Below are 22169 nucleotides of genomic sequence, written 5' to 3'. Positions count from 1 at the left end.
GTCAAAGTCCGAGCAACCTTCATGCCGAGCGCTTCATGACGCGCCATATCAACCAAGGGAAATCATGAACATTGATCGCCTGATCGCCGGTCTGTCGACTCGGACGAAGTCGGAACGCGCTACGATGCGCGCCACTGCCGAAAGCTGGATTGAAAGCGGTACGCCGGATCAACAGGATGCCGGACGGCGGTTCACGGTCGCCCTTGATGCGTTGGAGGCAACCGAAGTCGCCACGCAAAGCACGCGCGTGAACGGCATGTCACTCACCGACCGCGTCGTTGCGGCGTTCAGAGCCAATCGCATGACCCCCACCGATGAAAAAGTGATACGCGTCCTGCTCGATAATCCCGGTACCACGTCGGCCGGATTGAGCACGGCGATGGGCTGGAAGGCGCAAGCCTGGCACCTTCATTTTGGTACAATGTGCTTCGACCGCGCTACTTATCTTTGGGCTGGGCCAGTGCCGGCGAAGGGCAGCAAGGCATTCATGTCCGGCGTGCTTGCCGATCTGGAAACACCTGGCAATCGCTTTACGATGAAGCCCGAAGCAGTGGCTGGTTTTGCTGCACTCGGGATTAGGCAAAGAGCGGGGAGTGACGCATGACCAGGCTTTGGATCGTTCGCGCGGGGCGACACGGTGAGCGAGAAAGCGAAGCCTTGGCCAATAGCAAACTGCTGCCGGGTTTTGATGACGTTGGCGATCTTGGCATGTTGAAGGATCGTACGGCTATTATCGCCAAGGTTCAGACTGATGTCCGGGGCGTGGGGGAGAAGGCCGCTCGAAACTACGGCGCTCAGCTCAACCAGTTTGTGAATACGATTCAGATTGGCGATCTGGTTGTGTTGCCTCGCAAGTTGACCAGTGGTGTCAGCATCGGTCGTATCAAGGGTAACTACCATTTCGTGGCAGATGGCAGCAGTCCGCACGTTCGGGATGTTGAGTGGCTCAAGGATGTGCCGCGTTCGGTGTTCAGCCAAGACCTGCTGTATTCGTTCGGCGCATTCATGACGATTTGCGAGGTGCAGCGCAACGAGGCGGTGAAGCGAGTAAAGGCCGTCATTGCCACCGGCGCCGATCCCGGCCCGTTGCTTGGAACCCAAGGCACGGCATCAGCAAAGCCAGTGGATGACGTTGGTGCCGAAGAGGCGCCAATCGATATCGAGGATTTGTCGAGCCAACAGATTGTGGCTTTGATCAAAAGCAGCTTTGCAGGACATGCGCTGGCTGATCTCGTAGGCGAAATCCTTCGGGTCGAGGGTTATCTGACCAAGGTGTCTAAGCCAGGCCCAGACGGGGGTGTCGATATTCTCGCTGCCGGCGGTCGGCTTGGCTTGGGCGAAGACCGGGTGTGCGTGCAGGTGAAGTCTGGTGACGGGCCTGCCGATAGCGATGTAGTGATCAAGCTCATGGGCTCGGTGCAAATGACCAAGGCCAAAACCGGGCTGCTGGTGAGCATTGGCGGGGTGAACGCTGCCGCACAGAAGCATCTGGAATCGGACTTCTTCACGTTGCGGTTGTGGCAGATGCGCGATCTGCTCGACGCTCTATTTCGATCCTATCCGCGACTGTCCGAAGAGACGCGCGCTCGGCTGCCGCTGAAGCAGGTTTGGGCCCCGGCCGCGATTGCAGAAAGCTGAGGCGCAGCATGAGCGTCCACAAGGAAATCAGCTTCGAAGACGAAATCTGCGCGCATCTGGCGGCGCATGGCTGGTTGTATGAAGCCGATGCTTGGGCGCGCTATGACCGGTTGCGGGCGATTTACACGCCCGATCTGGCGGCATGGGTGGAGGCGAGCCAGCCCGATGCCTGGGCGGGATTGACTGGCCGATATGGTGCCGATGCGGCGGCGAAGCTGGCCGAGCGGGTGCGGGTGCAATGCGATGCGCTCGGGGTGCTGACGGTGCTGCGCTACGGTGTCGAGATGATGGGCGTAAAGGGCGCGATCCTGCTTGCGCAGTTCCGGCCGGCGTTCGGGACCAATGCCGCCATTTTGGCGCGCTACGCCGCCAACCGGCTGCGGGTGGTGCGGCAGTTGCATTATTCGACAGCGAATGAAAACAGCATCGATCTGGGGCTGTTCCTCAACGGCATTCCGGTCGGCACGTGCGAGTTGAAGACCGATTTTACCCAGTCGGTTGCCGATGCCATCGACCAGTATCGCTTTGATCGCCACCCCAAGCCCAAGGGCGGGATGGCCGAGCCGCTGCTGAGCTTCCCCGGTGGCGCGCTGGTGCATTTCGCGGTGAGCAATCGTGAAGCGCACATGACGACCAGGCTGGCGGGCAAGGAGACGATCTTCCTGCCCTTTAACAAGGGCGATGGCGGCGGCGCCGGCAACCCGCCCAACCCCGGCGGACATCGGACGGCGTATCTGTGGGAGGAAGTCTGGCAGCGTGACCAATGGCTGGAAATCATCGGCCGCTATCTGATCGTCCGGACGGGCGCGAAGAAGGCGCCGGTGTCGACGATTTTCCCGCGCTATCATCAGCTCGATGCGACGCGGGCGCTGCGTGCGGCGGTGCTGGCCGAAGGTGCGGGCGGGCATTATCTGATCCAGCATTCGGCGGGCTCTGGTAAAACCAACTCGATCGCCTGGACGGCGCATTTCCTCGCTGATCTGCACGACGCCGCCGACACCAAGATGTTTGGCAGCGTCATTGTTGTGTCGGACCGCAATGTCATCGATGCGCAGTTGCAGGAGGCGTTGAGCGATTTCCAACGCACCCAAGGCGTGGTGGAGGTGATCAAGTCGGACGGGTCCGCCAAGAGCCAGCAGCTTGCCGATGCGCTGGCGGCGGGGAAGAAGATCATCGTCTGCACGATCCAGACGTTTCCGTTCGCCTTGGCGGCGGTGCGCGAATTGGCAGCGGCGCAGGGCAAGCGCTTCGCGGTGATCGCCGACGAAGCGCATAGTTCGCAGACCGGCGAGGCGGCCGCCAAGCTGAAGGAAGTGCTGTCGCCCGAGGAACTGGCCGAACTGGCGGACGGCGGCGAGGTTTTAACCGAAGACATTCTGGCGGCGCAGATGGCGGCGCGTGCAGCAGACAGCGGCATTACCTATGTGGCGTTCACGGCGACGCCGAAGGCCAAGACGCTGGAACTGTTCGGGCGGCTACCAAAGCCGGACCTGCCAGCAGGGCCAGACAATCTGCCGGCGCCGTTCCATGTCTACTCGATGCGACAGGCGATCGAGGAGGGCTTCATCCTCGATGTGCTGAAGAACTACACGCCCTACAAGCTGGCGTTCAAATTGGCGCACGACGGCGCGGAGCTGGACGAGACGACCGTTGAAAAGTCGGCGGCACTGAAGGGCATCATGCGTTGGGTGCGACTGCACGACTATAACATCTCGCAAAAGGTCGAGATTGTTGTGGAGCATTTCCGATCGACGGTGGCGCCACTGCTCGATGGCAAGGCCAAGGCAATGGTTGTGCTCGGCAGCCGGGTCGAGGCGGTGCGGTGGCAGATTGCCGTCGAGAAATACATCAAGAGCCGCGGCTATGCGATGGGGACGCTTGTGGCGTTCTCGGGCGAGGTCAACGATGGCGAGTCTGGGCCTGAGCCATTCACCGAGAAGAGCGCCTCACTGAACGCGGGCCTGAAAGGCCGCGACATTCGTGAGGCGTTCAAGGGCGATGAATTCCAACTGCTGCTGGTCGCCAACAAATTTCAGACCGGCTTCGATCAGCCGCTGCTGTGCGGGATGTACATCGATCGACGCCTGGCGGGCATCCAGGCGGTGCAAACGCTGTCGCGCCTAAACCGCGCTCATCCGGGCAAAGACACCACTTATGTGCTCGATTTCGTCAACAGCGCCGACGAAATCCTGACGGCGTTCCGGGCATATTTCGATACGGCCGAGCTTGCCGGGGTCACTGACCCTAACCTGGTCTATGATCTGCGCGCCAAGCTCGACGCCTATGGCCATTATGACGACAATGAAATTGATCGGGTTGTCGCGGTCGAGATGGACCCGAACGCCAAGCAAAGCGAACTGTTCGCGGCGATCGAGCCGGTGGCGGACCGGCTGCTGAAAAGCCATGCCGAGTCCGTTGCCCAGCTTGCTGGCGGCGATGCCGACGCAAAGCAGGTGCTCGATGCCCTGGCGCTGTTCAAGAACGATATCGGCGCGTTTCAGCGAGCCTACAGCTTCCTGTCGCAGATCTTCGACTATGGCAGCACGGCAATCGAGAAGCGGTTCATCTTCTTCCGGCGGCTGCTGCCGCTGCTCGATTTCGGACGGCAGCGGACCGAGCTCGATCTGTCGCGGATTGTTCTGACACATTATACGGTGAAGGACCTTGGGCAGCAGCCCTTCGCCCTAGGCGGCGGGGAGAAGCCCCTGTTGGCGCCGCTAACCGAACTCGGCTCGGGCGCGGTGCAGGAAAAGGAAAGTGCCCTGCTCTCGGAAATCGTCTCCCGCGTGAACGACCTGTTCGAAGGCGAGCTGAGCGACAACGACAAGCTCGTCTATGTGAACAACGTCCTCAAGGGCAAGCTCCTGGAATCGCAGGAGCTGATCATGCAGGCAACGAACAACAGCAAGGCACAGTTTTCAAACTCGCCAACCTTGGCGAATGAACTGATGGAGGCCATCATCGGGGCTTTCGCCGCGCATACGACGATGAGCAAACAGGCGCTTGATAGCGAAAAGGTGCGGGCGGGATTGAAAGATGTGCTTCTCGGGCCTGGCCAGCTCTGGGAATCATTACGTGCGGCGCATTCCAGCCTATAGGCTGGCGGAGACGATCATGTGTCACCTCTACGCGATAACTTAGCATCTGGCATGCCTAAATAGACAGAATGATACCTTAGGAAGCCATCTTTGAAGCGACGCACGCAGGAAGAGTACTGTAATGGTGCGAGAGGTGGGCTTCTCGGAAGGAGCGCTCAAAACGGGAATGCCGCAGTTGACCCGGTTTATATCTTGTACAACCTGTGGCATTGAGGGGAACAATGGCTGATCTTGTAAGCGATATCGTAGGACGGGTGAACCGCCTGCCGCTGAAACCGTCGGAGACGAACGCGCTACTGCCCCTAATGGAGGCGTTCAGCAACGCTCTACATGCTGTCAATCTCCGTTTTGGCGATGAGGCTCCAGGTAAAGGGCGCATACAAATCACCATAATCCGCGATGGTAGCGACGTGGTCGGCTTCAAGATCGAGGACAATGGCATAGGTTTCACCGATGATAATTATCGGTCCTTCCGTACGCCTGACAGCCGGCAGAAAATTGGTCTTGGCGGCAAAGGGGTCGGCCGCCTTTCTTGGCTGCGCGTATTCGGCGGCGCGAAGATCGAAAGCGTCTATTTCGACAGCGGCAAGTTTCTGCGGCGCTCGTTCGATTTCGTGCTCGACGAGAGTAACCAACTGCGCAACGAACTTAACGGCGCTGCTAATGGCGCGAGCGGGCCTCATACCATCATCACGCTCGGCCAGTTCCGGAGCGAATACAAAAGTCGATGTCCTTCCAAGCCGGAAACGCTGGCCCAACGGCTGATCGCGCATTTTTTGCCCATCATGGCGTCCGGCGCCTGTCCAAGCGCCGAACTTATTGACGGCGACGAAGCGTTCGACCTTCTGACTTATTTCAAAGAAAAGATCGTCGACACAGCGGTCTCAAACGTGCCGATAAAGCTAGACGACGGAAGTGAGATCACAATCACCGTTCGGCACATGAAATGTAACAAGGAAATCAGGCCGAGGGGCCAAAGTTATAATTGGGTGTTCTTGTGTGCCCATGAGCGAAGCGTCACGGAACAATGTATAGACGACCAAATCGGACTGCGAAGTCTCGATGGCGAGTCTATCTACATCGGCTGTGCCTCTGGCACATATCTCGACGAAAACGTGAACCAAGAACGTGATGGTTTCACCTTTTCCTCCAGTGAGGAAATTTTGATTCGCCGGGGAGTGGCAGCCAGCGTTCGGGACTACCTGAAAGACTATATTTCAGTCTCACGGGCGGAAATGGTTCGCAACACGCAGGCGCTTGTTCGAGAAAACCCGCAGTTCCTGTTTATAAACAATGAGATAGATACATTCGTTGAAGCGCTGCCGCTCAATAGTGTGGGAAAGCAAGAGGAAATCTTCGTCTCGATGAGCCGGCGGCGGTATCGCCGGCAACGTGAGTTCCGGCGACTGTCTGATGAAATTTCATCTCCACCCAGCCATGAGCAGGAAATTCAGGGGAAGGTCGACGAATACATGCGCTACGTCGATGATGAAAAAAAGGGAGCGTTGGCTGAATACGTCAGTAAACGAAAAGCGATCCTAGATTTCCTCGATGCTCTGACCGCCTACGAAGATCCCGAGAAGCGCAGGCACCATCTTGAGGATGCTGTCCATGCATTGATATGCCCTATGAGAATCGATTCGTCACAAGTTGCAGAAATAGATGACCACAATCTTTGGTTATTGGATGACCGTCTAGCGTTTTTCAATTTCTTCGCCTCCGACAAGGAGGCGAGGTCATTTCTAAATACTGGGAGCCAAGAACGGCCCGACTTAGCGTTTCTCTATGATAGTTGCCTTGCGTGGCGCGAGGGTGAGCAGTCAGGCGACAAGGTGGTGCTGGTGGAATTCAAGCGCCCCGGCCTTGAAGCCTATCCGAACGAAGATCCCATTCGACAGGCACTTCGGTATGTGAACCTGATAAAATCTTCGAAAACCTTTCGGGACAAGAGCGGACGGGTCATTTCGAACGTCGGGGAGCGGACATCCTTCGACTGCTATATCGTCGCCGACCTGACTGAGGGCCTGAGGAAGCAATTGATTGGCCTGCCGCTGCAACCAACACCCGACAATGAGGGCATGTTTGGCTATACCGACAATCCGAAGGCTTTCGTCGAAATAGTGCCGTTTTCCAAACTCCTGAAAGATGCCAAGGCGCGCAATTCGGCCTTCTTCACGCGCCTCGGTCTAAATGGCTAGCCGGAACATGCTGACCAGAGGGCTAAAGTGATCCTAAATGAGGAGGACCACAACACGCAGGCCGACCTGCTTTCTGGTATCTCCGATCTCGATGCGGTGAGGCATTTGCTGGCCGAGCTGCATGATGATTTACTCGGAAAAATCACGCGGTACCGCCATCTCGCGGACCTGGGCGGCGGGCTCGGTCCTCAAGGGTCGATGGTTTTCGGTGGGGTTGCGACTCTGAACGCCTGGGAAGAAGCGCGGTCGTCGTTCGTTCAAGGCAACTTCGCCGCCACCATCCTTCTCTGCCAGTCCCTCGTAGAAAACCTGCTCGCCGCCTTTCTCCATGCTGGTCTGATGACTGATGATCTACCGGCCCGAATCGCCTTCAGGGATACATTAAAGCGCTGCCAGGATCGGAATATGGTCTCGAGTCAGGATGCCGGCGACCTTGAAAAGCTGATGAGTCTGCGGAACCCGCTGAGCCACTTCCGCACGGTCCAAGATAACCAAAATATCGACCGGCGGGCCATACAGACCGGTATCAATTCAAGTTCGCTGATAAAGCAAGATGGCTGGTTCGCGATTGGCCTCGCCGTACGCATATTGGCCAAGCCGCAATTTCGGGTCGGCTAATGGTAGTTAAACTCCCTCCGTGCGGATAGAAGTAAAAACCATATGACGAAAAGATTAAGTCCGGCCAGATTTGATCTATTCGCGATCGGAACGCGCATGTCGCCGACTGAATTGGTGGCCGACGAGCTCTCCTACTGGTCCGATCTTGATGAAAATGTCATCGGTGTCGTATTCCGCGATCGCGTTGACGACGATTTCGGTTGGGCACTAATGGTGCGCGATAGGCTTGGCAGGTTTCGAGGCGTCCACCTCGATGTAAGTATCGTCAGCGAACGTCGGGCCGAGGCTGGTCTACGCGTTAAAATCGCGGAGGTGAGCAGACTAGCTGATTTGGCCGAACTCGGAATTCAAGGTGACGAAACCAATGCTCCCGTCGATCTCCTAACGCCCATTCCGGGAACACGGCCTGATCAGTTGCACCCCTACTTCATCGAATTGATTGAACGGTCAGGGAGGGCGCCTGCTCGCGCGGTGTTACGCGAGATTGGGCCTTGGCTGACGGCGGCGGATCCGCATTTCGTGAGGGAGTTTCAGCGGCATCAATTTGATCAGCGACTTTGGGAACTTTATCTTTGGGCTACCTTTCGAGAGGGCGGCTATGATGTCGCCCATGGCGAAGCGCCGGATTTTCTTGTGAGCGCGCCCGGAGTTGCGTTTGCTGTTGAGGCCACAACGGTTGCGCCTTCGAAGGATGGTGTTCTGGCGGATCATCCGAACCCGAAAACACCCGAAGAGATAACTGCCTTTCTCGCAGATTACATGCCGATAAAATATGGGAACTCGCTGACAAACAAACTAAAACGGCGGTCTGCTTCGGGTAAAGCATATTGGGATGAGGAGGGAGCCAGCGGATTGCCATTTGTTATCGCCGTGGCAGATTTTCACAAACCAGCCTCTGATGGTGATCTCGGTTCGATGACCTATACGCAGTCGGCGATTTGGGCCTACCTTTACGGTTTCACTGCCGACTGGGAGATGGTTGATGGCCAGCTCGTTATTACGAACCGCGACTTGGCCAGCCATACCTTCAAGGGCAAGACGATTGAGTCGGGGTTCTTTAGCTTACCGGATTCAGAGAACGTATCAGCGGTAATATTCTCGAACGCCGGGACCCTGGCCAAATTCGACCGTATTGGGGTCCTTGCCGGCTACGCACCTGCAAAGCATCATTATATTCGCACTGGCATCCGATATAACCCGGACCCAAATGCATCCGAGGGCACCCGATTCACGGAGGAGGTTGGTAAGGAAGGCTACTCAGAGGGATGGGCCGATGAATTACAAGTATTCCACAATCCAAAGGCGGTGCGCTCTCTACCAAGGGAGTGCTTCGGCCCCCTAAGCCAACACTATTTTGAAGATGGACAGATGGTTACTTACTGTGGGACTAATACGGTAATATCATCGTTCACAATGATAATTCAAGAAATTGAGAGCGATGGAAATATGCCGAATAATCCATCTTCGTAATAAGCTGATATCCCGTACGACATTAAATAGATTTTGAACCCATACATGGCGGCGACGTTGTCAGCACAGAACTGGCTTAGCCCGACGCCCGGTCTGCCGTAAGGCAATGCTGCCATAGTAAATGCGGCTCCGTGTGTCGCGAACGGATCAAACGAAGGCGCAGAACCGAAATTTAAGCGATCGCCGCTAGCCCACTACGTTGCACAATCGACAGCAGTCGGAGTGCCGGTCCGCCCGGCCGCTTCTTGCCGCGCTCCCAATCCGACACCAAATTTCGTGACACATTGAGGTAAGCCGCAAACACCGGCTGCGACACCGCCTCGCGCTCGCGCAGCGCGCGGATTTCCTCTGGCGCCAGTGGGTCGGCCTGGATCAGGCAAGCCTCGTCGAAGTGGCGCAGCGTCGTCTTCGACACCACGCCTACGCTGGCGAACCCGGCGACCATTTCATGGACGGCGCCAGCGATCTCGCTTCGGTATGCTGGCTTTTCAATCGTCATTGCTCAACACCTCGATCAGTTGGCCCGTTGCAACAAGCCGGGCAATGTCATCCTCGGTCAGCGCCAGCGTCATGCTGGCGGTGTCCTTTAGCAGCGCCAGATCGGCCGGCGCGATGTTCGCCTGGTCGCTTTTCGCGAACCCGAACGCAAACACCGCGCGACGGCCGACCCGGAACAGGATCAGAGTCCGGTATCCGCCGGACCGTCCCTGTCCCGGTCGCGCCACCCGTTGCTTGATGACACCGCCGCCAAGGTCGGCATCGATCAAACCACGGTCGGCCCGCTCGATCGCCTCGATTAGCGCCGCAGTGCTGATACGCTCCTTGGCGGCAAACCGCTGGAACCAGCGGTTCATAAGGATACGCGTCATTCCGCAGGCTGCCCGTGACTCCAGTCCAAAGCATCATACTTAGCGGTAGGGTAATCGGGCGCTTCTCCCGAGTCCATCATCTTCTCGATGGCGTCAGCGATCTGCTGCGACGCGGCAAGCGCGTGGGCGTCGTCGAGATGGGCATAACGCAACGTCGACGATATCTTGGCGTGACCGAGAAGCCGGCCAACCATCGGGATCGTCTCGGCGCGCTGGACGGCGTGGCTGGCAAAGGTGTGGCGCGTGTCATGGACACGCAAGCCTGAAAGGCCAACACGCGCCTGCACCGTCTTCCAATAGCTACCAACACATTTGATCTGCCTGCGGTAGCTGTAGTTCCAGAAAAGGCAGTCGATCTTGTTATGGCGCGGTATCGCATCGATCATGGCGCGTGCCTCACTGCCAAGCCAGACGGTGCGGCGACCCTTCTTGGCGTCGCTCAGCCGGATTCGCTGGCCGTTGATATCGGGCCATTTAAGGTTGAGTATCTCGCTGTGGCGGCAACCGGTAAGCAGCAACAGCAACATGGCGGTGGCGCAGCTGCTTTTCAAACGGTCGGCACCGTCGCGGTCGGCGATGAGGACCTTGCCGACGTCGGCCATTTGCTCCGGCGTCAGATAACGCTCGAACCTGCGAGCGCGATTCTTGCGCTGGCCAGTGCAGGGGTTGGTATTTTCGATGCGATAGCCCCATTGCTCGGCTTTATTGAACATGGTGCGCAAAATATCGACGCACGCGTTGGCGCCGCCAGGACCGGAGCTGTCTGTCGCGCGCGCAAACCAGCGCGCAATGTCCCCCGGCATGATGTCGTCGATATAGCGGTCGGGGAACGCGCCATCGATCAACATACGGCGGTAGTGGCCCCATGATCGCCGTGTCGACGGTTTCCAGGATGACTCGCACTTCTCCCAATACTCCTTGACGAAGTCATCGAAGGCCGGCGCGTTGCGGATGCGTTTCCGGTCCTCGGCCGGGTCGTTGCCCACCAGCGCATGGGCGATGACGCGCTTTGCTACGCTCGCCGCCATCGCCTGGGTGAGCACACTCGCGGGACCAATGGTGACCGTTCGCACCCTGCCATTCATGCGCGACTGGACGATGTAGACGTTCCGGCCAGAGGCATAGCGGCGCAAGCCAAAGCCCGATTCCATCGTGAACCAGACAGTGTCGCGCGGCCGTCCCCGCGTTGGCGGGAAGGTCGTTTCGTCGACGCCGACATCGGCAAGCGCGCCAGCGACGACTGCTTTGAGGGAGAGCGCGTTCACCGGCCGAGCCCCAGATGACCGGCGATTGATCCCGACACGCGTTGGGCGGCATCGCACACAGCGCCGTCGGCGACATGGGCGTAGCGGGCGGTTGTTTCGTGCAAAGCGTGGCCGAACAGCTTGCCAATCGTCGCCAGCGGTACCGCGTCCATGATCCCGGCAGACGCATAACTGTGCCGCAGATCATGCAGCCTCACATCGGGGACAAGGGCTTTTCGCCTGACCTTGTTCCAAATGGCAGACGGATTAACACCCGCGCTGCCACTGCGATTGGGAAAGACCAAATCACTTTCACGCGTGCGTGTGACGGAAGCCAGCAGCGCCTCGGCCTGCCGGTTGAGATAGATGTATTTCGCGTTGCTCTTGCTGTCCCAAAGCTGGAGCCGGGGCGGTTGCACCTCGCTCCACTTCAGTTCAGTGATTTCGGACAAGCGCGCACCGGTGAAGACCAGCAAGCGTAGGATCGCCACCTCGATCGGGTTGGCTTCCTCGGCTGCCGTCAGCGCGGCGGCAACGCGCCTATATTCCATCGGCGTCAGATAGCGCTCGATAAGCTCGCGCTTGTAACGCGGCGTGCCTCTGGAAACGTTCGAACCGACCCGGCAGTAGCCCAGCCTCGCCGCATATTGCAGCATCCCCGACAAAACCGGGATGCAGCGGTTGAACACGCCCTGTTTCGCTGACAGGCTGTCGCGCCAGCGGATGATATCGACCTTGCGGATTTCGTTGACGGGAATGTCACCAAAGTTGGGAATGATCTGGCGCTCGATGGCGCCGCGGTTTGATCGCTGTGTCGCCGGCTTCCACTGCTCGAAGCAGTTCGCGTAAAATTCGTCGGCATAGTCCTTGAACAGCGGGACGGGCTTTGCCTTGACCCGCTTGGGCAACCCGTCGAGCGCGGCGGCTGCGAGCATCGTCCGCGCTTTGGTGCGAGCGTCGCTGGCGTCGATATCAACGCAGCGGCCCAGCGTGACCTTTTTGAGCTTCCCGCGCTGGCGATACTGCACGATCCAGCTGTTGTTGCCTGAAGCTCGGACCTGAAGCCCGAAGCCTGCGAGGACGGTGTCCCACACCACATGATCGACGGTTCCCGGCGTGGGGTTTCGCCGGGCAAGATGGCCATTGATCATGGCCTTTGGCGCCCGCTTCCGACGCTTGGGTAACAGGACGCCCTTATCTTTTAGCGTTTTGCCGGGAAAGTCCGTTATAGTAGAACTAGATACGGGTATCAGATGGCCACCAGCAGCGGGCAAATTACCAGCTCGTTTCTGCGAATCGGTCATTGTATTTACTCCATTTTCTAGCCTCTCTGCACTTATAAGTGCATGGTGTGTGACCGGGAATTGGTCGGTTTCCAGCGCTTGTTTGCCTCGGGTTACTTGCCCGAATTGGTGACTTCTTTCAAGAGGGTAGCGCGAAGCGCACCGTTACATTGGGCCGGGGCTGAAGCCGACCTTGAACTCCATTTTCCCCTTCTTCTCTGAAAAAGGAAGCACACAGGTTGCACTTACGGTTTGACGACCATTGAGACGACCACCTGTGTCTTGGCGCGCGGACTTGAGGAGGCAGCGGATGTTGCGGCTGACCCCTGTCAGAGGCGTCAAGCCGCCTCGTGTTACGATGGCCGGATCAAGACCTCGGCGGAAATGCCAAGCCGGTCATGCAGGCGACGGATCATACCAATCGACAGGCTGCGCTTGCGATTGAGCACCTCGGCAATGCGGGTGCGCGTGCCGATAATATCCTCCAGGTCCTTGCGGGTCATGCCTTGCTGCTCCATGCGAAATTTGATCGCTTCGACAGGGTCTGGCGGGTCCATCGCATGGGCCTTTGCTTCGTAAACATCGATCAGCGTTGCCAGCACATCAAGCCGGTCGCCCTCGGGTGTGCCGCTAGCGGCGCCCCACAGCGTTGCGACATCGGCAAGCGCGATTTCATAGTCGTCCTCATTGCGAATTGGCCGCACGTCAGTCACCATGTTCAACCTCCTTCACGTCAATTCGGTCATAGGCTTTGTGGGTGCCAATCCACTTGATCCAGACGATGGCCTTTTCGAAATCCACCGCAACAACTAGGCGATAATCATTGCCCTTGATGTTGAACACGATCCGGTCGGCACTTACGACGCTTGCAGTGGCATACAACCGCTTCACATCGACTGTGCTGGCCCAAGTCGCCCGGCTCACTTCGGCGAACCAAGCATCCAGTGAGGCCTTCAGCGCTGGCTGGTCCTTGTGCCCCGCACGCTCCGCTATGAATTCGCGCAACGTGCGCCGCGCTATGATTCGCATGCGTTTAGATAGCATGTGCCCATAATGGGCGCAAACGAGTTCCGTCGGCGATATCCGCTGGAGGGTGCTCCATTAATTGGGCTGCCTTTGGCGATAGGCATTTGCACCCGGGCTCGCTAAACCTTCTTTCATGGTTGGGACGAATTCAGTCGAGGATTTCATCGCGCATTGGCGCGAGACTGGCGGGTCAGAACTCGCCAATACACAGAGCTTCATCAGTGGCCGTTGCGCGCTGATCGGCGTGCCGGCGCCGCACGGCAGCCGAACTGATGATGCCTTCAATGATTATGTTTTTGAGCGGCGCGTCTTCCAGGACAATGGCGACGGAACGACCAGCTTCGGGCGCATCGATGCCTATCGCAAAGGCAGCTTCATCCTCGAAGCCAAACAGGGCTCGGAGGCCGATAAGGCTGCGGCCGATGGCGGTGTAAGCGACATCGATTTCTTTGGCCAAACCGCCGCCGCGAGGATGAAGCGCGGCACGGCCCGGCGCGGCACGCCCGGCTGGGCCAAGGCCACGGTGCAGGCCAAGGGCCAGGCCGAACGCTATGCCAAGGCGCTGCCCTTCGATCATGGCTGGCCGCCGTTCTTGCTGGTTGCCGATATCGGCTATTGCATCGAGGTCTATGCCGACTTCACCGGCACCGGGAAAGCCTATGCGCAGTTCCCTGACCGGGCCTCGTTTCGCATTATGCTGGATGATCTGCGTGAGCCGGACGTGCGCGAACGACTGGCGGCAATCTGGACCAACCCGAAGTCGCTCGACCCCGCCGCCATCGCTGCAAAGGCAACGCGCGAAATCGCCGATCTTCTCGCAAAACTGGCGCGGCGGTTGGAAGGAAGAGGGCATGGTGCCGAACAGGTTTCTGCCTTCCTCATGCGGCTGCTGTTCACCATGTTCGCCGAAGATACGCGGCTGATTCCGGGTGGCAGCTTTTCGGAATTGTTGGTCCGCACTCTGCCGGCGCCGGAAACGCTGCACCACCAGTTGTCGGCGCTGTGGGAGGCTATGGACGGCGGCGGTTTTGCTCCGGCGCTCGGCGCGACGCTGCGGCGCTTCAACGGCTATTTGTTCAAGGATCGCAGCGCCTTTCCGCTTCAGGCGGATGAACTCGATGTCCTGATTGAGGCGGCGAAAGCGGACTGGACGCAGGTTGAACCGGCGATTTTCGGCACGCTGCTAGAACGCGCGCTTGATACTAAAGAGCGCGCCAAGCTGGGGGCGCATTACACACCGCGCGCCTATGTTGAGCGGTTGGTCATGCCGACGGTGATCGAGCCGCTACGCGCCGATTGGGCGGGGGTGCGAGGGGCCGCAACGCAGTTGCTGGAAGCCGATAAGACTGAAGAAGCCCGCAAAACCGTTGAGGCGTTCCACGCGCAACTGGCTGGCACGAAGGTGCTCGATCCGGCGTGCGGCACCGGGAATTTCCTCTATGTTGCCATGGCGCGGATGAAGGAGCTGGAAGGCGAAGTCATCGAGCTGCTGACCGGGCACCGTCAACTTGCTGCGGTCGGGCGCGAGGAAAGACGCGATGCCGGAATTGGGCGCAATCATGCGGCCATTGCGACGCCGGTCACCTCAGCCCAGTGCGTGAACGCCTGGGTGCGGGCAGAACGGACGGTGGCGGCGCTGGCAAGAGGCGGGCGGGAAAAGACGTGGGCAATTTGATCGTGGGTGGACAGGAAGCGCTGGACGTGGCGCGGCGACTTGAAGCCCTTCATGATGCGCTCTCGTCGCCTTGTTGGCTGGTGGGAATTCTCGGCCCGGTTGTTGAGGCCCTTGTGCTGGCGGTGCTCGACGCCGGGCATGATGGTTCGTTTGGCGGCGCCGTAGCTTCTGAGCTTGTCGGTGATCATCACCCGGGGAGCCCGACCCTGTTTCTTCAGCAGTTTGCGTAGCAGACGGCGGGCAGCCTTGGTGTTGCGCCGGCTCTGGACAAGGACGTCCAGAACAAAGCCCTGCTGGTCAACCGCGCGCCACAGCCAGTGTTTGTGCCCGGCGATGGTGATCACGACTTCGTCGAGATGCCATTTGTCGCCGCGTTGCGGCGCTCGCTGCCGGATGCGGCGGGCAAAGACCTCACCGAACTTCAGCCCCCATTGCCGAACCGTCTCATAGCTGACCTCGATACCGCGCGCAGCCAACAGTTCCTCGACCATCCGCAGGCTCAGCGGGTACCGGAAATACAGCCAGACCGCGTAGCAGATGATCTCGGGAGGATAGCGGTAACCCGCGTAAATCGGGTCTCGTGATGTGGTCATACATCCGCAATAGCCCTCCGATCCGGCACCGCAAAGCCACAGGGCTTAACTTGACGGTGCCCTTCAAAGTTCTGTGCGGCCCTGACGACGATCTCGGCATTCTCGCGTTTGAGAATCCGTTCCGGCGGTGCATGGCGCATTCTGAACTGACCGCCTGCGACCTTGGCGGTGGCGACCATTTCGAAATAGGTCACGGCAACGAAGTCGCGGATTTCCAGTTCGCGTTTGCACACAATGGCAAGCGCCGGTGTTTTCACACGGCCAACCCCGATGACGCCCCTGGTGCCTTTGCCCAAGATCACCGTCGCGGTCCGGGTCAGCGACAGGTTGTAGATCTGGTCGGCCTGGCGGCGAGCCACTGCAGCAGCGTAAACCCGGGCGTATTCTGAATTGGGTTTGGCGCGGTTGAACGAGTCGCGGATGGTCTGCGGATCCTGCGCTGTGAACAGCACCCGCATCACCTCGCCGCGGTAATTATAGTGTTCGAGGATTTCCTGCCCGATGAGTTGTCCCTCGCGGTCGCAATCGGTGGCAAGCCAGACCCGCCTGGCGTCGCGCAGCGCCTCGCGTATAGCTTTCAGCTTTGCGGCCTTGTTGCCGCCATTTGCCGGCCGGGTGGCGTAAAGCCCTTCGGGACGCAGCAACATCGGTGACCAGCGCTTCCATTCGGGAACCGCATCCTCAGGTTCCTCCAGATCAAACAAATGCCCCTCGGCGGGGAACACTTCGCCATAGCGCGAACCGATCGCCGCGCGCACGTCTTTCGCCTGGCTGGTTTTCTCGGTGATGACGATCTGATCGGCCATTATAAGCCCTGATTTAAGAAACTTTTTACCTCCAACGATTTAGAACATAAGGCGAACATAAGGCGAACATAAGGCCGCTGCAAGCCGCTTCTCAACGCAGATGTTCCGACCAATAACCGCCTGGAGATGACCGGGTGTTTTGGAAAACACTTTCGCTTTAAGCCCGAACGGCTTAAGATCATGTGGTATAATCGGATGCCTGAAGCCACTTCACCCGAGCAGAAAGGCTACATCCGCCTCGGTAATCTTGGCGGGTGTGGCGTCGTCGCCTTCCCAGAGCATCGCGGCCAATGCGCGCTTTTTGTCCTGAAGGCCAAGGATCTTCTCTTCGATCGTGTCACGGGCGATGAGACGGTGAACAAAGACCGGCTTGGACTGGCCGATGCGATGAGCGCGGTCGATTGCTTGCGCCTCGACCGCCGGGTTCCACCAAGGATCGTAAAGGATCACGGTATCGGCCGCAGTCAGGTTAAGGCCAGTGCCCCCCGCCTTGAGGCTGACAAGGATCAGGGGCACCTCGCCGGCCTGGAATCGCCGGACAGGGGTTTCGCGGTCCTGAGTGCTCCCGCGAATTTCAACATGCGCAATCTGCAAGGCATCCAGTTCGGGTTTGATCAGGTCGAGCATCGAGGTGAACTGGCTGAACAGGAGAATGCGGCGACCCTCGCGCAAAAGTTCGGGCAGCATCTCCAAAAGCCGGGCGAGTTTTGCCGAGCCAGCGCCTTTGCCGCTCAACTGTGGCACCAATCGTGGGTCGCAGCACAACTGCCGGAGCTTGAGCAACGCATCGAGAAAGACGATTTGCGATCGCAGGAGGCCGACGCGAGCAATCTCGTCGCGGACGCGCTTCTGCATCAGCAGCCGCAGGCTCTCGTAACTGGCCAGCTGGTTTTTCTCGAGATCGATCCATTCCGGGATTTCGGTCTTTGCTGGCAGATCACGGGCCACCTCATCCTTGGTGCGGCGGAGCATGAAAGGCTTGAGGCGCCGGCGCAGGAGCGCCTTTGCCTGATCGTCGTTGTCGCGTGCGATCGGTTTGTCGATCGTGCGCTTGAACTGGTCGAGCGGCCCCAGCAGATTGGGTGTCACGAGGTCCATCAGGCTCCAGATGTCGGTCAGTTGATTTTCAACCGGCGTTCCTGATAGCGCAATGATCTGTGGGGCTTTGAGGGTCTTCGCAGCCCTGAAGCCTGCGGTCTTGGGGTTTTTCAGCACCTGGGCTTCGTCGAACAGGATCAAGCCGGGGTTTTGCGCTGCGAACAGCTTGTGGTCGCGCAGCAGCAAGGGATAGCTCGAAAGGATGATATCGGCCTTCCCGAGTGCCTCGTTCCGGCTTTGCCGATCATTGCCATGCCAAAGCACAACGCCAAGTTCGGGCGTAAATTGGGCGATCTCGGCTTGCCAGTTGGGCAGCACCGAGGTCGGACAGATTATCAGCACAGGTGCGCCGAGATTGCCCGCAGCCTTGAGCGTGGCGATATGGGCGAGTGCCTGCACGGTTTTGCCCAGCCCCATGTCATCGGCAAGGACACCGCCGAATCCGGCGCTGTGAAGCGCTTGCAGCCAGTCCAGCCCTTGCTGCTGATAAGGCCGCAGTGTAGCCTTGAAGCTGGCCGGCGTGACCGTCGTTTCCAGCTCGATCCGGGTGAGTGCGCGGGCAAGCAGCCGCAGCGCATCACCGCCGCGCCAAACAATATGGCCGGCGCTCGCCTTCTCGAGGTCGGCCAGCACCGCGATGTCGCTGCCTGGAAGACGTAGCCGGCCTGTTGCTTCGCGCTCGTGAAGCGCCATTTCGAGGAGCATCGCCAGCACCGGCCTGATCTGCTGGGTCGGCAGTTGCGCGAGCTTGCCGGGGCCAATTGCGACGGTGATGCTTTCGCCTGCCTGCTCAAGCAACGCTGGCCCGCCGATTGCCAGCAATTGGCGCAGCATGGGGAGGATATCGAAGACCTTTCCGTCGATGCGAGCGCCAAGGCTGATGTCGAACCAGTCGGTGCCCGAAGGCGTGACATCGAACTGGATGTCTTCGCCGCTTACCTCGGCAAGGGTCAGTTGCCATTTTGGGCCGTACTCGATCCGCCAACCCTGCGCTCGCAGCGGTGCAAGAGCGGTCTGCATGAACACCGCAAAATCCGTCGACTGGGCAAGCGGGTGCGGCGCAAAATCCCAGCGCTGGGCTGGCTTGGTCTTGATTTCGTCGAACGCTTCCAGCGGCATGAGCCCATGCGCAAACATCTGGTCGAGCGCCTGCGCTTCTGCTGCCAGATCGCGGGTAAAGCGGACAAAACCGTTTACGCTGTTGCTGATGATCTGGGCGGCATCCGTGGATGGCGTTACGATGGTACCGGAATAACCAAAGCTTAGCCGCGTGACTGCCATGTCGCGTTTATAGGTGGACGATGAATAATAGCCCCGGCGGTGGGGCAGGATAGCATCGACCTTGTCCTGGACGAATGTCAGCACCGGCACCGGCGCCATGAGGCCGAGGTCGTTCAAGTTCGCCAATCCGGGCGCCGGCACCGCACCGCCAACGATCCCGGGCCAATGCTCTGCCAACTGTGCAACTGCCTCGGGCGGGACCGGCGGCATCAGCAACAGACGCTGGGCAAGAATGGCATCGGCATCGCATTGCACCCGGTGCATCAGGCCGGTGGCTTCATCGAGGATGATCGGCGGCGCTGTGGCAAGCAGGATCTGCCCGTGTGTGACGCCATCCAGGGCAAGCCGCTGCTCTCCGCCCGCGAGCGTCACCCAGCGCCATTGTGCTGCTTGATCGTCGCCCCAGCGCAGCGCTGGCCCATCGGCCTTGCGCCAACGCGCCTGGCCAGTGGCAATGACCTTTTCGATCCAGTCGCCGCCCGCCGCGCCCTTTGGCGTGCCGTTGTTGTCGAGATCGCCGCCATAGTTGCTCATGCGGCGGACCAGCCATTGGTCCACCGGCCCCAGCGCAAGCGCTCCGTCGCGCAGCGCATAAGCGCTGGGCTGGAGCCATTTTGGCTGGCCGCGCCCAAACTGGCCGCTGCCGTCCTGACCCCATATCCAGACACTCACAGCCAGGCGCTGCGGCAATGGCTCGCCAGCTATCGGGAGTGACTTGCCCTTGCGGGCCTTGCCGTCATGCAGCGCTCGCGGCACAAAAACATAGACCAGATCGAAAACACTACGCTTTGCAGCCTGGATTTCATCTTGCGCCTCAGCGAGCCATTGCAGCAGGGGCTGTGAAAGCGGCACCGGGCGAGCAGATACTTGCGGCGCGATGCGAGCAAGATGTGCTGACGTCCCCAATGCCGAGGACTGTAGGGCTTGCGCCGCAAACAACACAGCAGCTGCATGCTTGCAGTCGAACCCGACCGGGCAGCTGCAGTCGATATGGGCATCGACAGCGGCCCCTTCATAGTCAGGGAATAAAATGGTCACTTCATACGGTCTGGCCGCGCCGCCTCTGACTTCGGCGGATATCAATGCCATGTCAGCGTCGATTTCCAACGCGCTGACCCGGTCTTGCAACCAGTAGGCGTGTCCGGCAGTGACCATGTTTGTGGTTTGAATGGCATCCGCTATCAGCGCGTTCGTGATCGAGGGTATCATCGCTTTTCAATGCCCGATGACAGGCGTTGTGATCAAGCGGCCGCTTGGCCTATATTCAGGCCCTGAGAGCCCGATCCGAAAGTTGTTGAGCAATACCAGCATGTTGTGATTCAAGCCGTCTTTGCAAAGAGATGGAGTGAACGATGGCATGGACTGGTATTGCCCGGCATGAGCATAGCCGGGAAGGGTTGCGCTATCCAAGCGATATGACGGATCGGGAATGGATGCTGACGGCACCGTTTATCCCGCCCGCGAAGCGGGGTGGGCGGCGTCGCACGACGGATATGCGAGAAGCAGTGAACGCCATGCTCTACATTGCCGCGAGTGGTTGTGCATGGCGGCTGTTGCCGAAATGCTTTCCGCCGGTTTCGACCGTGCGGCGCTATTTCTACGCCTGGCGCGATTGCGGTCTGTTCGATGCGATGAACATGGCGTTGGTCATGAACCTGCGCGAAATCGAAGGACGCGAGGCCTCGCCCAGCGCCGGTGTGATCGATAGCCAGTCGGTCAAAACAACGGAAAGCGGGGGAATTTGCGGCTATGATGCAGGCAAGAAGATCAAGGGTCGCAAGCGCCATATCCTGACCGACACATGCGGTTTTCTGGTCTTCATCCTTGTCCACGGGGCTGACATTCAGGACCGGGACGGCGCTGTCGATGTGCTCAAAGCGATCCGCCAGCGCTTCCCATGGCTGCGCCATGTCTTTGCCGATGGCGGCTATGCCGGGCCGAAGCTGCGCGACGCCATGGCTCGCCATGGCAACTGGACCATCGAGATCATCAAGCGCTCCGATACCGCCAAAGGCTTCGAAATCCTTCCCCGGCGCTGGGTCGTCGAGCGCACTTTTGCATGGCTCGGTCGATGTCGCCGCCTCGCCAAAGACTGGGAGACCTCCATCGCATCGTCAACCGCATGGGCGCTGCTGGCATCCATCCGAATGCTCACCCGAAGGACCGCAAAATACTGCTACGCTTGAGAAAGTTCTGAATCAGGCACTGAGCCCCACATGAATTTTCGATGTAAATTATCGATGCAAGTTTCAGTCCCATTCGCGCAAGCGTGTCCCGGTGGCAATCCAACTGGGGATATGCCAAGATATGCCGAAAGGGAATGATCCGATGACTGAAGTGATCGTTGGCAAGTGGGGTAGCAGCCTGGCAGTCCGGGTGCCGCTCGATGTCGCCCGTGCCGCTGGGCTCAAGGATGGCGAGCATGTCGAGGTCGCAACCGAAGGCGGCGACAGGCACCGTCAAGTTAAGCCCTGTGGCTTTGCGGTGCCGGATCGGAGGGCTATTGCGGATGTATGACCACATCACGAGACCCGATTTACGCGGGTTACCGCTATCCTCCCGAGATCATCTGCTACGCGGTCTGGCTGTATTTCCGGTACCCACTGAGCCTGCGGATGGTCGAGGAACTGTTGGCTGCGCGCGGTATCGAGGTCAGCTATGAGACGGTTCGGCAATGGGGGCTGAAGTTCGGTGAGGTCTTTGCCCGCCGCATCCGGCAGCGAGCGCCGCAACGCGGCGACAAATGGCATCTCGACGAAGTCGTGATCACCATCGCCGGGCACAAACACTGGCTGTGGCGCGCGGTTGACCAGCAGGGCTTTGTTCTGGACGTCCTTGTCCAGAGCCGGCGCAACACCAAGGCTGCCCGCCGTCTGCTACGCAAACTGCTGAAGAAACAGGGTCGGGCTCCCCGGGTGATGATCACCGACAAGCTCAGAAGCTACGGCGCCGCCAAACGAACCATCATGCCCGGCGTCGAGCACCGCCAGCACAAGGGCCTCAACAACCGGGCCGAGAATTCCCACCAGCCAACAAGGCGACGAGAGCGCATCATGAAGGGCTTCAAGTCGCCGCGCCACGTCCAGCGCTTCCTGTCCACCCACGATCAAATTGCCCACGTCTTTTCCCGCCCGCCTCTTGCCAGCGCCGCCACCGTCCGTTCTGCCCGCACCCAGGCGTTCACGCACTGGGCTGAGGTGACCGGCGTCGCAATGGCCGCATGATTGCGCCCAATTCCAGCATCGCGTCTTTCCTCGCGCCCGACCGCAGCA

19 protein-coding genes are annotated in these 22169 nt (G+C 59.2%); 10 read left to right on the top strand and 9 right to left on the bottom strand.

Annotation, left to right across the window (positions count from 1 at the left end; genetic code table 11):
- The first annotated feature begins 64 nt into the window (after window positions 1–64).
- The 6 genes from HMP06_RS11545 (at window position 65) to HMP06_RS11520 (ending at window position 9022) form a co-directional block, all read left to right on the top strand.
- Entirely contained in the window at window positions 65–604 is a 540-nt protein-coding gene (locus tag HMP06_RS11545; RefSeq protein ID WP_176497216.1) for a hypothetical protein, read from the top strand.
- Window positions 601–1638 carry a restriction endonuclease gene (locus tag HMP06_RS11540; protein WP_176497215.1) on the top strand — a complete coding sequence of 346 codons (1038 nt, stop codon included), beginning with the start codon at window positions 601–603 and terminating at the stop codon, window positions 1636–1638. The genes HMP06_RS11545 and HMP06_RS11540 overlap by 4 nt, the downstream gene beginning before the upstream one ends.
- Before the next feature lie 8 nt (window positions 1639–1646).
- Window positions 1647–4736, top strand: a complete 3090-nt coding sequence (locus HMP06_RS11535) for a type I restriction endonuclease subunit R (protein ID WP_176497214.1) — start codon at window positions 1647–1649, stop codon at window positions 4734–4736.
- A 221-nt stretch (window positions 4737–4957) separates the two neighbouring features.
- Window positions 4958–6934 (top strand): ATP-binding protein, encoded by a 1977-nt coding sequence (locus tag HMP06_RS11530; RefSeq protein ID WP_176497213.1) that lies wholly within the window; start codon window positions 4958–4960, stop codon window positions 6932–6934.
- A 27-nt stretch (window positions 6935–6961) separates the two neighbouring features.
- On the top strand, window positions 6962–7552 hold the full coding sequence (locus HMP06_RS11525) for a hypothetical protein (protein ID WP_197940684.1): 591 nt from the start codon (window positions 6962–6964) through the stop codon (window positions 7550–7552).
- Window positions 7553–7648: 96 nt separating this feature from the next.
- Window positions 7649–9022 (top strand): hypothetical protein, encoded by a 1374-nt coding sequence (locus tag HMP06_RS11520; protein ID WP_176497212.1) that lies wholly within the window; start codon window positions 7649–7651, stop codon window positions 9020–9022.
- 172 nt (window positions 9023–9194) lie between these two features.
- Here HMP06_RS11520 and HMP06_RS11515 read toward each other — a convergent pair whose 3' ends face one another.
- From HMP06_RS11515 to HMP06_RS11490, 6 genes are all read right to left on the bottom strand, one after another.
- Window positions 9195–9521 (bottom strand): helix-turn-helix domain-containing protein, encoded by a 327-nt coding sequence (locus HMP06_RS11515; protein ID WP_176497211.1) that lies wholly within the window; start codon window positions 9519–9521, stop codon window positions 9195–9197.
- Window positions 9511–9891, bottom strand: coding sequence for a type II toxin-antitoxin system RelE/ParE family toxin (locus tag HMP06_RS11510; protein ID WP_176497210.1), 381 nt, complete (start codon window positions 9889–9891; stop codon window positions 9511–9513). Before HMP06_RS11510 ends, HMP06_RS11515 begins: the two co-directional genes overlap by 11 nt.
- Window positions 9888–11156: a tyrosine-type recombinase/integrase gene (locus tag HMP06_RS11505; protein WP_176497209.1), complete on the bottom strand. Its 1269-nt coding sequence runs from the start codon at window positions 11154–11156 to the stop codon at window positions 9888–9890. Before HMP06_RS11505 ends, HMP06_RS11510 begins: the two co-directional genes overlap by 4 nt.
- Window positions 11153–12439, bottom strand: coding sequence for a site-specific integrase (locus HMP06_RS11500; RefSeq protein ID WP_232089618.1), 1287 nt, complete (start codon window positions 12437–12439; stop codon window positions 11153–11155). Before HMP06_RS11500 ends, HMP06_RS11505 begins: the two co-directional genes overlap by 4 nt.
- A gap of 332 nt (window positions 12440–12771) precedes the next feature.
- Complete coding sequence (locus HMP06_RS11495) at window positions 12772–13134, bottom strand: helix-turn-helix domain-containing protein (protein ID WP_176497208.1); 363 nt, start codon at window positions 13132–13134, stop codon at window positions 12772–12774.
- Window positions 13124–13447 (bottom strand): type II toxin-antitoxin system HigB family toxin, encoded by a 324-nt coding sequence (locus tag HMP06_RS11490; RefSeq protein ID WP_176497207.1) that lies wholly within the window; start codon window positions 13445–13447, stop codon window positions 13124–13126. The genes HMP06_RS11495 and HMP06_RS11490 overlap by 11 nt, the downstream gene beginning before the upstream one ends.
- Before the next feature lie 130 nt (window positions 13448–13577).
- Here HMP06_RS11490 and HMP06_RS11485 point away from each other — a divergent pair, with 130 nt between their 5' ends.
- Complete coding sequence (locus HMP06_RS11485; RefSeq protein WP_197940683.1) at window positions 13578–15119, top strand: type IIL restriction-modification enzyme MmeI; 1542 nt, start codon at window positions 13578–13580, stop codon at window positions 15117–15119.
- Here HMP06_RS11485 and HMP06_RS11480 read toward each other — a convergent pair.
- The 3 genes from HMP06_RS11480 to HMP06_RS11470 all read right to left on the bottom strand — a co-directional run bounded on the left by HMP06_RS11480 (window position 15002) and on the right by HMP06_RS11470 (window position 20106).
- Complete coding sequence (locus HMP06_RS11480) at window positions 15002–15712, bottom strand: IS6 family transposase (RefSeq protein ID WP_176497170.1); 711 nt, start codon at window positions 15710–15712, stop codon at window positions 15002–15004. The genes HMP06_RS11485 and HMP06_RS11480 overlap by 118 nt on opposite strands.
- Window positions 15709–16518 (bottom strand): DNA topoisomerase, encoded by an 810-nt coding sequence (locus tag HMP06_RS11475; RefSeq protein WP_176497206.1) that lies wholly within the window; start codon window positions 16516–16518, stop codon window positions 15709–15711. Before HMP06_RS11475 ends, HMP06_RS11480 begins: the two co-directional genes overlap by 4 nt.
- A 210-nt stretch (window positions 16519–16728) precedes the next feature.
- On the bottom strand, window positions 16729–20106 hold the full coding sequence (locus tag HMP06_RS11470; protein ID WP_176497205.1) for a DEAD/DEAH box helicase: 3378 nt from the start codon (window positions 20104–20106) through the stop codon (window positions 16729–16731).
- Window positions 20107–20249: 143 nt separating this feature from the next.
- On the opposite strand from HMP06_RS11470, the gene HMP06_RS11465 reads away from it, so the two are divergent.
- From HMP06_RS11465 to HMP06_RS11455, 3 genes are all read left to right on the top strand, one after another.
- Window positions 20250–21083, top strand: coding sequence for an IS5 family transposase (locus HMP06_RS11465; protein WP_176495489.1), 834 nt, complete (start codon window positions 20250–20252; stop codon window positions 21081–21083).
- 142 nt (window positions 21084–21225) lie between these two features.
- The gene (locus HMP06_RS11460) at window positions 21226–21414 is read left to right on the top strand and encodes an AbrB/MazE/SpoVT family DNA-binding domain-containing protein (protein WP_176497204.1); all 189 of its coding nucleotides are present in this window, start codon (window positions 21226–21228) and stop codon (window positions 21412–21414) included.
- A complete protein-coding gene (locus HMP06_RS11455) occupies window positions 21411–22121 on the top strand; it encodes an IS6 family transposase (protein WP_176497170.1) in 711 nt (236 codons plus the stop codon). Before HMP06_RS11460 ends, HMP06_RS11455 begins: the two co-directional genes overlap by 4 nt.
- Window positions 22122–22169: the final 48 nt, after the last annotated feature.

The organism is Sphingomonas sp. HMP6, assembly GCF_013374095.1.
GTDB lineage: Bacteria > Pseudomonadota > Alphaproteobacteria > Sphingomonadales > Sphingomonadaceae > Sphingomonas.
The sequence above is the reverse complement of the archived record's forward strand: the minus strand, read 5'-3'. Positions and strand labels throughout refer to the sequence as shown.